The following is a 14054-nucleotide window of genomic DNA, read 5'->3' as shown; positions in this document are numbered from 1 at the left end:
ATTATCGGTCCCGCCACGCATCCTTGAGTTCGAACCAGGAATACGTCGCCTGCGCGGCCAGCAGGCCGAAGGGGCGGTAGGTGGGCGGCAGGCCGTAGCGCTTGAAATCCTCGGGGATGGGCTCGTTCTCGGCGATGGCCCTGGCGATCAGCTCGCCCGCCGCGGTGGTGGGCGCCACGCCGTGGCCGCCGAAGCCCAGGCCGTACCAGATGCCGTTGGGCAGCCGGCCGATCTGCGGCATCTTGTGGCGGGCGTAGCTCATCATGCCGCCCCAGGCGTGGTCGACCTTCGCGTCCTTGAGGCTCGGGAAGACCTTGAGCATGTCCTGCTTGAGGAAGGCGGCGATGTCATCGGGCGAACGGTCGCGGATGGAGATGCGGCCACCCCAGAGGATGCGGCTGTCGTTCAGTCGCCGGTAGTAGTCGAAGGCGAAGCGCGTGTCGTAGATGGCGGCGCGGCAGGGGATGAGCCGTTCGGCTTCGGCACCCAGCGGCTCGGTGGTCATCACGTAGGTGGCGATGGGCAGGATGGCGCGTTCGAGCTTTGGAATCAGCTTGGAGAGGTAGCCGCCGCCGGCAATGACCACGTGCTTGGCGACCACCTCGCCCTGCGGCGCCTTGACGGTGGTGGAGGCGCTGCGCACGTCCATGGCCGTGACGCGCGAGCGCTCGAAGATGCGCCCGCCCAGCGACTCGATGGCCGCGGCCTCGCCCAGGGCGTACTTGAGCGGATGGAAGTGGAAGGCATCGGGCTCCACCAGCCCGGCGGTGTAGCGCACGGAGCGCACCCATTGCCCACGCAGCGTGTCCTGGTCGATGAACTGCCAATCGACGCCGAAGCGGTCGTGCATCAGGCCTTGCTGGCGTCGCAGGATGGATTCGTCGTCGAACCAGTTGGCCAGCAGCGCGCCGCCTTCCTCGGCTTCGCACTCGATGGCGTGGCGCACGATGCGTTTGCGGATGAGGTCCACCGCCTGGCGCGTGAGGCCGTAGATGTGGCGGGCGCGCGCCTCGCCCAGGTGATCGAGCAGGTCGGCGCAGTCCAGGCTGTAGCCGCCGAACACGAAGCCGCCGTTGCGCCCGGAGGCGCCGAAGCCCACGCGTTCGGCATCGAGCACGACGACGTTCTTCGTGCCGCGTTCCAGCAGGCCCAGTGCGGTGGCCATGCCCGCGAAGCCTGCGCCGACGATGCAGACATCGGCCTCGACCACGCCCTGCAGTTCAGGGCGCACGGGGCGCTGGCCGATGGTCTCGTCGTAGTAGTTGCGCAGGCTCATCGGGGTTGAGGCGCCAATCCCTTCACTTGCGCCATGAGCCGGATCATGCCCAGCAGCGAGTCCAGGTGTGGCGTGCTGAGCTTCAGCTGCTGCCCGATCTCGCGCACCGAGCCCACCAGCGCGTCGATCTCCAGCGGCCGGCCGCCTTCCACGTCCTGCAGCATCGAGGTCTTGAACGCGCCGAGCTTGCGCGTCACTTCATGCCGCTGCTCGGGCGTCTGGTCGATGGGCAGGCCGATGCGCGCGCCGATCTCCTTGGCTTCCACCATCACCGCGCGGCAGTAGTCGCGCACCAGCGGGTCGTCGAGCACGCGGTCGGCGGTGGCGCCCGTCAGTGCAGAGATGGGGTTCATGGTCATGTTGCCCCACAGCTTGAACCAGATGTCGCGCTGGATGCGGTCGCTGGCCGTGGTGGCGAATCCCGCGCGGTTGAGCACGTCGGCCAGCCGGGTCACGCGCTGCGAGACGCCGCCTGCCGGCTCGCCGATGATGAGTCCGTTGCCCATCACGTGCTTCACGCGCCCGGGCGCAGGTGTGGCAGCGCTCAGATGCACGACGCAGCCGACCACGTGCTGGAGCGGGATGTGCTGGCGCACCGCATCGCCGGGGTCTACCGACGCCAGGTGCAGGCTGTCGAGTTCGCCGCCGAGGCCATCGAAGAACCACCAGGGCACGCCGTTCATGGCCACCAGCACGATGGTGTCGGCATGCAGCATCTTCTGCACGGCGGGCGCCACCGCGGCCAGGGCGGGGCCCTTGACGGCCACGACCACCAAATCCTGCGGGCCGAGTTCGGCGGCATCGGCGGCGGCCTTGACCGGCACGCGCACGGTCTCGCTGCCGGTGTCCAGCGTGAGGCCCTCGCGCTTCAATGCGGCCAGCGTTTCTCCGCGGGCCAGGGCGCTCAGCGTCACCTCACCGGCCGGCAGCCGCGAGCCCATCCACCCCGCGAACAGCCCGCCAATGGCGCCTGCCCCGACGATGCAAACCTTCATGTCTCGTCCTTCCTCGCTTCATTCATCCAGCGTTCGGTCGCCCATTCCACCACGGCCGGCAAGGGCAGGCCCTGGCGGCGCTGCTCGCGCAGGGCGTGGGCGTCGTTGCCTGCGAAGAGGCTGTCGCGCAGAAGGTTGCTCGCGTCCAGCGCGCGCAGGTCCAGCGCATGTTCGTCGATGCGCGCCAGCGTGCGCAGGATGTCGTCGCGCAGCTTGTGGCGTTCCTTGGTCTTGGGGTCCACGATCTCGCCGTCCAGCCCGAAGCGGCAGGCCTGGAAGCGGTTGAAGGTGTAGACGAGGTAGTCGTCTTCCTCGGGCTGGAAGGGTTTCTCCTCGCGCAGGTAGCGGCACAGGCACTGCAGGTAGCAGGCCAGGGCCGCGGCCTTGGCGACGGTGAGCGGCGTGTCGCACACGCGCAGCTCGATGGTGCCGAACTCGGGCTTGGGGCGGATGTCCCAGTAGAAGTCCTTCATCGACTGCACGACGCCGGTGCTGGTCATCTTGTCGAAGTAGCGGCCGAACTCGTCCCATGTCAGTGCGAACGGTGCGCGGCCCGACAGCGGGAAGGCGAACACGGAGTTCAGGCGTGCCGAGTCGAAGCCGGTGTCCTGCCCTTGCACGAAGGGTGACGAGGCCGACAGCGCGATGAAGTGCGGCACGTAGCGCGACAGCGCATGCAGCAGCCACAGGGCCGTGTCGCCGTTCTCGCAGCCGACGTGCACGTGCTGGCCGAACACGGTGAACTGCTTGGCGAGGTAGCCGTACAGCTCGCTGATGTAGCGAAAGCGCTCGGTGGGAAAGATCTGCTGTGCGCTCCAGTGCTGGTACGCATGCGTTCCACCGCCGCCGATGGCGATGTTGAGCTTGCGCGAGCCGTCGCTGAGCTGGCGGCGCAGGTCGTTCAGCTCCGCCAGCAGCGGGCCGTGCTCGGTCTGGATGCTGGTGCCGATCTCGATCATGCTGCGCGTGATCTCGGGCTTCACGTCCCAGGCGCCAGTGTGGTTCTTGAGCACGCGCAGCAGGTCTTCGGCCTGAGGTGCGAGGTCAAAGTCGTGCGTGCTGACGAGCTGGAGTTCGAGCTCGACGCCCAGGGTCAGCGGTTCGGAGGTGGTGAATTCGGCAAGGCTCATGCGACCACCTCCGCGTCGGCTTCACGCGCCATCTGCTTGAGCGCCAGCGCCGTCCACAGCGGTCCGGTGAGTTGCATCAAGGTCGTGGCGGCCAGCAGCGCCTGCATCACCGACTTGTCGGCGCCGGGGAACTGCGAGGTCCAGTTGAAGGTGTCGGCTGCGAGCAGCACGGCCAGGCTGCTCATGGGTTGCAGGGCGACGATGAGCGCGGCGGACTGCCGCCATCCGAGGCCGCTGGGCCGGCTCAGCGCTGCCACGGCGAGGCCCTTGCCCAGCAACCGCGCGGCGATGATCGCCAGCACCCAGGGCCACAGCGAGCCGATGTGGTCCAGCGTGAGCAGCAGGCCCAGGCAGAGGAACAAGGCGACACCCAGCGCCGCGCCGGCCGAGCCCAGCTGCGGCTCGACGGTGAGGCCGTGCCGCATGCGGGTGCGTGCCACCACGCCGGCCACCAGCAGCGCGAGCAGCGGCGAAAGCGTCCACTGCACGGCCAGGATGATGGCGATGGTCACCAGCGCGATCTGGAGCACCGGGATCGCGCCCGTGCCGCTCACTCGCCGGCCCAGCACGTCCAGCAGCAGCCCGCACACGGCGCCCAGCAGGAAGGAGCCGGCCACCACCCATACCGCACTGGCCGAGGTGCTCACGAAGTCATGGTCGGCCGAGGCGGCGATGACGTGCCACACCTTGAGCGCCAGCATCGCCATCACGCTGTTGACGGCGGTCATCATCAGCAGTCGTTCGGTGACTTGCCCGCGTGGCTTCACGTCGTGCAGCACCGCCAGCGTGATGACCGGCGAGGTGGACATGGCCACGATGCCGGCCACCGCGGCCGACAGCATCGGCGCACCCAGCCAGTTCAGGGAGAAGGTCACCGCCAGGCCGGCCAGTGCGCCTTCGAGCAGGCAGGTCAGCGCGAGCGATGGGTTGTCGATGAGCCACCGGGGACGGATGCGCGTGCCCAGCTCGAACACCAGCACGCCGATGGCGAGATCGATCAGCGGCTTCCAGGCATCGAGCTCGGTGCGCTCCAGCAGGCGCAGCACCAGCGGGCTGGCGAGCACGCCCACCAGCATGTGGCCCAGCGGCCGCGGCAGCCGCGCATAGCGATGCAGCACGTCGGCCAGCACCACGGCCAGCACCATCATCAGCGCCAGGCCCAGCACGGGCGGTGCGGTGCGCAGGCCCTCCAGGGTCCACAGCGGCTTGTCCAGGCTCACCAGCGAGGTCAGTTCGGTCATAGGGCCCGCAGCTTACGCAAGTTCTGCGGGGCACGGTAACCGAAGGAGATGACTGCGCCGGGTCTCTCCCACGAGGAGAAGAGGGTCGGTGGGTGCTCCTCAGTTCACCTGGAACACCGTCACGCTCTGCGCACCGACATTGGCTGTCGCATTTCCTGCAGCGTCTGCGTTGATGCCAGCACCGCCTGTGGGCAGCAGCGGCGCGAGCACGGCATTGGCAGGCAGGTTGGCCAGGCTCACGGCCGCCGAAGACGTGCCGTAGTTGATGATCACGACCGTGCGCTCTGCGCCCTGCGCGCGCTGGTAGCTCATCACCGTGCCCGATGACGCCGGGTGTTCGTACGTCCCCAGTGCCAGCGAAGGATGCGCGCGGCGCAGCGCGATCAGCGACTTGTAGAAGTTCAGCAGCGAGTTCGCATCCGCCGTCTGCGCAGCCACGTTGTTGGTGGCCACGTTGCCCGATGAAGCGCGAAAAGCCGTGCCGGTGGTGAAGCCGCCCGCGGCCGTCCAGCTCATGGGCGTGCGCAGCTTCCAGTCGCCGCTCAAGCTCGACGCGCCGGCCATGCCGATCTCTTCACCGTAGTAGATGAAGGGCGTGCCCGGCTGCAGCAGGTAGGTGGCTGCCGCGAGCTTGTATTGCGCCGCGTTGCCGCCGACCTGGTCATACAGCCGCTGGCCGGCGAAGGCGTCGTGGTTGGACACCATGGTGGCCATGCCCGAGGGTGCGCTGATGAAGTATTCCGCCACCGCCTTCACCGCGCTGGCCGTGCCCTTGGCCGCGTTGACGATGTCGCTGCTGTGCCCGAATGCGAAGGCACTGCCGCACGCGGTGGAGGAGGCGAAGCCGACCGGGTCCGCCGGCGCCTCGCACACCATGTAGCGCCGCGAGTAGCCGTCCATCATCTTGCGCACGTCGTTCATGAGCGCGTAGTTCTGCGGCTGCTTCTCCCAGGCGGAGGGGCCGTTCTCCACGAGGTTGCCGACGGCGTCGAAGCGAAAGCCGTCTACGCCGCGATTGAGCCAGTAGCGCATGGAATTCTGGTGGTAGCCCACCACCTCCGCGTTGAGCAGGTTGAAGTCGGGCATCTGGTCCCAGAAGCCTGCGAAGTAATAGCCCGTGCCGCCCGAGTACCAGGGGTCGTTGCCGTAGATGCTCCAGCCGGTGGGCTTGTTGTCCTGCCACACGTACCAGTTGCGGAAGGCGTTGCCCTTGTCGGCCTTGGCGTTGATGAACGCCGGGTGCTGCGCTGCGCTGTGGTTCATCACGTAGTCGATGATCACGCCGATGCCGCGCGCATGCGCCTGCTTCACGAACTCGTCGAAGTCCGCGAGCGTGCCGTACTGCGTCTCGATGCCGCGGTAGTCCGTCACCGCGTAGCCGTGGTCGTGGTCCTGGCTTTGCGTCACGGGCATGAGCCAGATGCCGGAGATGCCCAGGTCCTTCAGGTAGTCCAGGCTTTGCGTCAGGCCCTTGAGGTCGCCGATGCCGTCGCCGTCGCTGTCCTTGTAGCCGCGGACGTAGATCTCCATGAACACGCCGGTCTGCCAGTTGGCGGCCAGGGTGCTGCCCGGGTCGGCCACGGCCACCGCGCTGGTGTCCACCGCGGGCAGGTTGCTCCCACCGCCGCTGCTGTCGCTGCCGCTGCCACCCCCGCCGCAGGCCGAAAGGACGATCGAGGCCAGCGCGCAGCCGGCAGCCAAGGACGGAAGGCGGGACATGGGCAGCTCAAAGTGAATGGAATGAAAGGCAATGTAGTTGAGGTACATGTAATCGGCAACGTCCTTGCTGAAACTACAGTAAGAACATCACTAAACCTAGGGAAACTCCCCGGAGTTGATTTGTAGTTTGACTCCATACCATCCGCACCGTCCTTAACTGAGGAGTTCGGCGTGGAGCGTTTGGTGCGTTTTTCGTGGCTGAGGCGGCTGGCTTCTGTCCTCGCGGTGGCCGGCACGGCAGTGCTGTCGGCGTGCGGTGGTGGCAGCGGTTCGGACAACAACAGCGGATCGTCGGAGCTGGAGGTGGGCAACGCGACGGCGTTCGCCACCGTGCTGCATGCGGTGCCGGCGGCGTCATCGCCGGGCACGGGCGGCACGTCGACCACGCTGACCATCCACTACCGCCGGCTCGACGGCAACACCACCGGCTGGCAAGTGCACAGCTGGGGCGCCGGCAAGGATCCGGGCTGGAACGTCGGCTGGAACGCCAGCGGCGGCGACGCTTTTGGCGCGATCTACGACGTGCCCCTGGCAGCCACCACGGGCACCGTGGGCTACCTCTTCCACAACGGCGACACCAAGGACCACGGCGGCGCCGACCAGAGCTACACGCTGAAGGACGGGAAGAACGAGATCTGGCGCATCGAGGGTGACAACACCACCTACAACACCAACCCGCTGGGCGCTGCCGCACCGGACATCAAGTCCATCCGCGTGCACTACAAGCGCTTTGATGGCGCCTACACGAACTGGGGCGTGCACATCTGGGACGGCAGCGGCCTGGACGTGACCGGCCTCAAGGCCGGCGTGAACATCGCCCAGTGGAGCTCGCCGGTGCCCTTCAGCGACTTCAACAACGCGAGCTCGACCGCCAGCGAGACGGTGTTCGAGATTCCGGTGCTGAACCCGAAGGATGATGCATCGCGCAAGTCGCTGGAGTTCATCATCCACGGCATGCCGCCCAACGAGAACGACAAGGACGGCCGCAGCGACAACATCAAGGTCGACTATGCCGCGGTGGCGCCGGTCTCGCAGGTCGCGGACATCTGGCTGATCCAGCAGGACGCCACCGTCTACACATCGGCACCTGACACCCGATCGGTGTCGACCACCGACGCCAAGGCGTACTGGTTCACCAAGAAGCTCATCCAGTGGCCGCGCGTGGACAGCTCGGGCGTGTTCAAGCTGTACTACTCGGCCAACGGCCAGATCGCGGCCGCCAAGGATGCGAAGGTGAGCGGCGCCGATGGCTCCATCACGCTGGACGTGTTCACCGACACCGTGCCTTCGGCCGCGGCCACCCGCTTCAAGTACGTCTCGCCCGGCGTGGTCGTGTCCGTGAAGGACAGCGACGTCGCCCAGCTCGGCGACCTGCACAAGAAGCAGCTGCTGCTGGTGCAGGAAGACTCGGCCGGCAACGTGCAGAACGCGACCTCGGCCCAGGTGGCCGGTGCGCTCGACGACCTGTACTCGGGCGCCACCGCGGTGACCGACCTTGGCGTGAGCGTGAAGAGCGGCGCGACCGGCTTCAAGCTGTGGGCCCCCACGGCGCAGAAGGTGACGGTCTACACCTATGACACCGGCTCGGGCAATGCGACTGCCTTCGATGCGATGAGCTTCGACGCCGCCACCGGCGTGTGGAGCGTGAGCAAGTCCGCCGACCTGAGCGGCAAGTACTACCGCTATGCGGTCGAGGTGTTCGTGCGCGGCGTGGGCGTGGTGCGCAACCTGGTGACGGACCCGTACTCCATCAGCCTCACGACCGACTCCAAGCGCAGCTACATCGCCGACCTGGGCGCCGACGCGCTCAAGCCCGCGCAGTGGGACAGCACGCCCGCACCGGCCACGGTGAGCGCGCAGGTGGACATGTCCATCTACGAACTGCACGTGCGTGACTTCTCGGTCAACGACCCGACGGTGTCGGCCGCCAACCGCGGCAAGTACCTCGCCTTCACCGAGACCGGCTCCAACGGCATGAAGCACCTGAAGGCGCTGGCCGATGCGGGCCTGACAGACGTGCACCTGCTGCCGGTGTTCGACATCGCGACCATCCCCGAAGCGGGCTGTGTCACGCCCAGCCCCTCGGGCGCGGCCGATGCCGAGACGCAGCAGGCCGCGGTGGGCGCGACCAAGGACACCGACTGCTTCAACTGGGGCTACGACCCGTACCACTACACCGCGCCCGAAGGCAGCTACGCCACCGACGCGGCCGACGGCGCCAAGCGCGTCATCGAGTTCCGCCAAATGGTGCAGGCCCTGCACAAGGCCGGCCTGCGCGTGGGCATGGACGTGGTCTACAACCACACGACCGCCTCCGGCCAGACCGAGAAGTCGGTGCTCGACCGCATCGTGCCGGGCTACTACCAGCGCCTGAACGCCACCGGCGGCGTGGAGAACTCCACCTGCTGCGCCAACACCGCGACCGAGAACGCGATGATGGGCAAGCTCATGAGCGACTCGGTGGTGACCTGGGCCACGCAGTACAAGATCGACTCCTTCCGCTTCGACCTGATGGCGCATGAGCCGCGTGCGGTGATGGAAGCGATCAAGGCCCGCGTGGCCACGGCCGCGGGCCGCGACGTGCAACTGATCGGCGAAGGCTGGAACTTCGGCGAAGTGGCCAACGGCGCCCGCTTCGTGCAGGCCTCGCAGCTGTCGCTCAACGGCTCGGGCATCGGCACCTTCAGCGACCGCGCACGCGACTACATCCGCGGCGGCGGACCCTTCGACGGTGGCCAGGACCTGGTGCGCAACCAGGGCTTCATCAACGGCCTGTACTACGACGACAACGGCAGCGGCGCGGGCAAGACCAAGACCGACCTGATGTGGGCGGGCGACATCGTCAAGGTGGGCCTGGCTGGGTCGATCCGCGACTACAGCATCACCACGCACTGGGATGCCAGCAAGCAGCTGCAGGAACTGGACTACGGCGGCCAGCCGGCCGGCTACGTCACGCAGCCGGGTGAAGTCGTGAACTACGTGGAGAACCACGACAACCAGACGCTGTTCGACATCAACGTGTACAAGTTGCCGCTGTCCACCACGGCCGACGACCGTGCACGCGTGCAGATGCTGGGCGCTGCGCTCAATGCCTTCAGCCAGGGCGTGAGCTACTTCCACGCCGGGATCGACACGCTGCGCTCGAAGAGCATGGACCGCAACAGCTATGACTCGGGCGACTGGTTCAACCGGCTGGACTGGAGCTATGCCGACAACAACTTCGGCGTGGGCGCGCCGCCTTCGGGCGACAACAGCGCGAACTGGTCCATCATCAAGCCGCTGTTGACCAACACGTCGATCAAGCCGGGCTCGGTGCAGATCACGGCGGCGCGCGACATGTTCCGCGACCTCCTGAAGATCCGCTCCAGCTCCACGCTGTTCCGCCTGCGCACCGCCGACGACATCAAGGCGCGCCTCAAGTTCTACAACACCGGCTCCACGCAGAACCCGGTGGTGATTGCGGCGCACCTGGACGGCACGGGCTACGCCGGTGCGGGCTTCAAGGAGATCATGTACTTCGTCAACGTGGACAAGACGGCACAGCAGATCACGATCGCGCCGGAACTGGGCAAGGCCTACGTGCTGCACCCGGTGCAGTCGGCAGCTGGTGCGGCCGATGCCCGCGTGATGACCGATGCGGCCTACGACTCGGCCACCGGCAAGTTCACGCTGCCCGCGCGTTCCGCGGTGGTGTACGTGGTGAACTGAACAGGCAGTTGAGAGAGCGGCGAGCGGCCCACCTTGGGCTGTGCGCGACCGTTGGGCCGTCCCCTTGGGGTCGGCCCTTTTTTATGTCCTCTTGAATCGTCCACAATCGCCCCTACTTTTTCGCGCGCGGCCGGTTGTTTCGGCCTCCGAAAGACACGGGACAAACATGGACAAACAGACGCTTTCATTCCAGGCCGAGGTCAAGCAGATCCTGCACCTCGTCACCCACTCGCTGTATTCCAACAAGGAGATCTTCCTTCGCGAACTGATCTCCAATGCCTCCGATGCCTGCGACAAGCTGCGCTTCGAGGCGCTGAACAAGCCCGAGCTGTACGAGGACCAGCCCAACCTCGAGGTGCGGGTGAGCTTCGATGCCGAGGCCAAGACCATCACCATCACCGACAACGGCATCGGCCTGTCGGCGGATGAAGCGGTGGCCAACCTGGGCACCATCGCCAAGAGCGGCACGCGCGAGTTCATGGCCAAGCTGGAGGGCGACCAGAAGAAGGATGCCCAGCTCATCGGCCAGTTCGGCGTGGGCTTCTACAGCGGCTTCATCGTGGCCGACCGCATCACGGTGGAATCACGCCGCGCCGGGCTGCCGGCTTCCGAAGGCGTGCGCTGGGTGTCCGAAGGTGCGGGCGAGTTCGAGGTGGAGACCATTGACCGTGCCACCCGCGGCACGTCGGTCATCCTGCACCTGCGCCATGGCGAGGAGGAGTTCCTGAGCGGCTGGAAGCTCAAGTCCATCGCCTCCAAGTACTCCGACCACATCTCGCTGCCCATCCTCATGCAGAAGGAGGAGTGGGATGCCGAGGCGCAGAAGCAGGTCACGCGCGAGGAATGGGCGCCGGTCAACAAGGCCGCGGCCCTGTGGACGCGCAACAAGAGCGAGATCACGCCCGAGCAGTACCAGGAGTTCTACAAGCAGATCAGCTACGACAGCGAAGCGCCGCTGGCCTACACGCACAACCGCGTGGAAGGCCGCAGCGAGTACACGCAGCTGCTGTTTATTCCGGCCAAGGCGCCTTTCGACCTGTGGAACCGTGACAAGCGCGGCGGCGTGAAGCTGTACGTCAAGCGCGTGTTCATCATGGACGACGCCGAGGCGTTGATGCCGGTGTACCTGCGCTTCGTCAAGGGCGTGATCGACAGCGCCGACTTGCCGCTCAACGTCTCGCGCGAGCTGCTGCAGGAAAGCCGCGACGTGAAGGCCATCCGCGAGGGCTCGACCAAGCGCGTGCTGTCGATGCTGGAGTCGCTGGCGGACAGCGAGGACGCCGCCGAGCGTGAGAAGTACGCGAAGTTCTGGGCTGACTTCGGCGTGGTGCTCAAGGAGGGCGTGGGCGAGGACCACGCCAACCAGGAGCGCCTGTCGAAGCTGCTGCGCTTCGCGTCCACGCATGCCGAGGAAGGCGTGAGCTTTGCGGACTACGTGAGTCGCATGAAGGAGGGCCAGGAGGCCATCTACTACATCACCGCTGACAGCCCCGCCGCGGCCAAGAGCAGCCCGCAGCTGGAGATCTTCCGCAAGAAGGGTATCGAGGTGCTGCTGCTCACCGACCGTGTCGATGAGTGGATGCTGAGCCATCTGTACGAGTTCGATGGCAAGCCGCTGCAAAGCGTCGCCAAGGGCTCGGTGGACCTGGGCACGCTGCAGGACGAAGAGGAGAAGAAGCAGGCCGAGCAGGCTGCGCAGGCGTTCAAGCCCATCCTCGATCGATTGAAGGAGTCGCTCAAGGACCGCGCGAAGGATGTGCGCGTCACCACGCGCCTGGTGGATTCACCGGCGTGCCTCGTGGTGGAGGAGGGCGACATGAGCGGCCACCTGGCGCGCCTGCTCAAGCAGGCCGGCCAGAGCGCACCGTCGGCCAAGCCCATCCTGGAAGTGAATGCCGAACATGCGCTGGTCAAGCGGCTGGATGGCAGTGCGCATTTCGACGACCTGGCGCACATCCTCTTCGACCAGGCCTTGCTGGCCGAAGGCGGGCATCTCGAAGATCCCGCCGCATACGTGAAGCGCGTGAACTCGTTGCTGGTTGGCTGAAACAGGAGCCGCTGGAAGCAAAAGGGCCTTCACGAATGCAGGCCCTTTTGTCTTGACGAGTTGCCGTTGCCAATGAAAAGAGCCGGCCCTGAGGCCGGCTCTTAAACCAACTCGAGACTAACGAGTTCAGTCCGCGCGACGACGGCGGGCAACGAAGCCCATGATGCCGAGGCCAGCGAGCATGAGAGCGTAGGTCTCGGGTTCCGGCACGACGGAAACCTTGAGGCCGACGACCAGGTCGTCATAGTCAGCGTCGATCTTGCGACCGTCATTGAAGCCGAGGACGAAGTCGAACTCGCCATGCGTACCGTGGTAAGCGGTGAAGTTGTGGGCGGTGTCGAACGTGCCGAGCACGACGTAGCTGGCGAAAGCCAGGGCGTTGCCACCGTTGGGCACTTCGCTGCCGTCAGTGGCGTCCTTGAACTTGAAGTCCAGGGGCGAGTGGGCGTAGAACGGGCCGTAGGTGGACGGAGCCGCTGCCAGGTTGTTGAACACCAAGCCGCCGTTCACGAAGAACTGGTTGATGTGCGCAGCTTCCTTGCCCAGGAAGGTGGCGGTGATTTGGTCCAGCGGGTTGTCGGACACCAGCAGGGCGTCTTGCAGACCGGAGGATTGCGGGTCGGTCAGAACCGGGGGGGCGTCGTAGCCGGTGAAATGGTTTTCCGTGCCGCCGACGAGGCTCACGGTCGCGTTGGCGGCGCCAACGGCAGCCAGCAAGGCTGCAGCAAGAAGAGTGCGTTTCATTGTTGGTCCCTTCGGAGTTGGTGTCGCAGAAGGCTCCTCCTTTTGCGATGGGGGGATGTTAGGTGTTACCGATTCGTAGCACATCCCGTATTCGGGGGGTCGATCCAGGGTTAGGGGGTGCTGAATCCCTAACTTGAAGTCTGGATGTAACCCGGGGTGCGCATAGCGTTCAGCTGCTCTCGCAGGACCTGTGTCTGCTGCTGCCAATAGGCGGCCTGGCCGAACCACGGGAATGCCGCGGGGAAAGCGGGATCGTCCCAGCGGCGCGCCAGCCATGCGCTGTGGTGGATGAGACGCAGCGTGCGCAAGGCCTCGATCAGGCCGAGTTCGCGGTCGTCGAAATTCATCATGGTTTCATAGCCGCGAAGCAAGGCGTCGATCTGGTGCCGATAGCTGGCCTTGTCGCCGGACAGCAGCATCCACAGGTCCTGGATGGCCGGTCCGTTCATGGCGTCGTCGAGGTCCACGAAGTGCGGGCCGGCGTCGGTCCACAGCACGTTGTTGAGATGGCAGTCGCCATGCAGGCGCACATGCTGCAGGGTTCCGGCCCGATCGAAGGCCTCGGCGGCGGCCAGCAGGCAGTCGTCCACCACGCCAAGCCAGCCTGGTTCGGCATCGGGCGGCACCATCCCCGACTGAAGCAGCCAGTCGCGTGACGAACGGCCGAGCAAATCGACGCTCAGCGTGAGCCGGTGCAAGAAGGGCTGGCGGCTGCCCACCGCATGGATGCGGCCGATGAACCGACCGATCCACTCCAGCTGCTCCATGGACTCCAGTGATGGCGCCCGGCCAGCCCGACGTGGCGAGACGGCGAAGCGGTGTGCCGGCGAGCGGGCCAGCGTGGGCGGGTGTCCACTCAGTTCGATGGCCATGCGTGCATCGCTGTCGCAGACCAGTGCCAGCGGAGCCACCACGGGTACTTCGGCTTGCGCCAGTTCGGTGGCGAAGGCGTGCTCCTCCAGGATCTGCTCGTCGCTCCAGCGTCCGGGCCGGTAGAACTTGGGCACGACCACCGAGCCGTCCTCCAGGAACACCTGGAACACCCGGTTCTCGTAGGAGTTGAGCTGCAGCAGGCGGCCGTCGCCACGCAGGCCGACCGCGTCCAGCGAATCGAGGACCGCGTCCGGCGTGAGCCCGGAAAATGGGGTGAGGGACGCCGAGGGCTCGCGGTCAATGCTCATCCGCGCATCGTAA

At 66.3% G+C, this 14054-nt stretch carries 9 protein-coding genes; 2 read left to right on the top strand and 7 right to left on the bottom strand.

What is annotated here, in order from left to right; genetic code table 11:
* Position 1 precedes the first annotated feature (1 nt).
* From DZC73_RS05425 to DZC73_RS05405, 5 genes are all read right to left on the bottom strand, one after another.
* The gene (locus tag DZC73_RS05425; protein ID WP_124539527.1) at positions 2 to 1270 is read right to left on the bottom strand and encodes an NAD(P)/FAD-dependent oxidoreductase; all 1269 of its coding nucleotides are present in this window, start codon (positions 1268 to 1270) and stop codon (positions 2 to 4) included.
* Between the two features lie 2 nt (positions 1271 to 1272).
* On the bottom strand, positions 1273 to 2271 hold the full coding sequence (locus DZC73_RS05420) for a 2-dehydropantoate 2-reductase (RefSeq protein WP_124539134.1): 999 nt from the start codon (positions 2269 to 2271) through the stop codon (positions 1273 to 1275).
* The gene (locus DZC73_RS05415) at positions 2268 to 3401 is read right to left on the bottom strand and encodes a YbdK family carboxylate-amine ligase (RefSeq protein ID WP_124539133.1); all 1134 of its coding nucleotides are present in this window, start codon (positions 3399 to 3401) and stop codon (positions 2268 to 2270) included. The genes DZC73_RS05420 and DZC73_RS05415 overlap by 4 nt, the downstream gene beginning before the upstream one ends.
* The gene (locus DZC73_RS05410) at positions 3398 to 4642 is read right to left on the bottom strand and encodes a cation:proton antiporter (RefSeq protein ID WP_124539132.1); all 1245 of its coding nucleotides are present in this window, start codon (positions 4640 to 4642) and stop codon (positions 3398 to 3400) included. The genes DZC73_RS05415 and DZC73_RS05410 overlap by 4 nt, the downstream gene beginning before the upstream one ends.
* Positions 4643 to 4741: 99 nt before the next feature.
* Positions 4742 to 6361, bottom strand: a complete 1620-nt coding sequence (locus tag DZC73_RS05405; RefSeq protein ID WP_124539131.1) for an alpha-amylase family glycosyl hydrolase — start codon at positions 6359 to 6361, stop codon at positions 4742 to 4744.
* 171 nt (positions 6362 to 6532) lie between these two features.
* Here DZC73_RS05405 and DZC73_RS05400 point away from each other — a divergent pair, with 171 nt between their 5' ends.
* Positions 6533 to 10069 (top strand): alpha-1,6-glucosidase domain-containing protein, encoded by a 3537-nt coding sequence (locus DZC73_RS05400; protein ID WP_235834991.1) that lies wholly within the window; start codon positions 6533 to 6535, stop codon positions 10067 to 10069.
* A gap of 166 nt (positions 10070 to 10235) precedes the next feature.
* Complete coding sequence (gene htpG / locus DZC73_RS05395) at positions 10236 to 12116, top strand: molecular chaperone HtpG (RefSeq protein WP_124539130.1); 1881 nt, start codon at positions 10236 to 10238, stop codon at positions 12114 to 12116.
* Between the two features lie 126 nt (positions 12117 to 12242).
* Here htpG and DZC73_RS05390 read toward each other — a convergent pair whose 3' ends face one another.
* Both DZC73_RS05390 and DZC73_RS05385 read right to left on the bottom strand, forming a co-directional pair.
* Positions 12243 to 12833 (bottom strand): PEP-CTERM sorting domain-containing protein, encoded by a 591-nt coding sequence (locus tag DZC73_RS05390; protein ID WP_235834990.1) that lies wholly within the window; start codon positions 12831 to 12833, stop codon positions 12243 to 12245.
* Between the two features lie 155 nt (positions 12834 to 12988).
* The gene (locus DZC73_RS05385) at positions 12989 to 14041 is read right to left on the bottom strand and encodes a serine/threonine protein kinase (protein WP_124539128.1); all 1053 of its coding nucleotides are present in this window, start codon (positions 14039 to 14041) and stop codon (positions 12989 to 12991) included.
* Positions 14042 to 14054 lie beyond the last annotated feature (13 nt).

Origin of the sequence: Rhizobacter terrae (genome assembly GCF_003852895.1) — a bacterium.
Lineage (GTDB): Bacteria > Pseudomonadota > Gammaproteobacteria > Burkholderiales > Burkholderiaceae_C > Albitalea > Albitalea terrae.
Note: the sequence above shows the minus strand (reverse complement) of the source record. Positions and strands in the feature narration are given on the sequence as shown.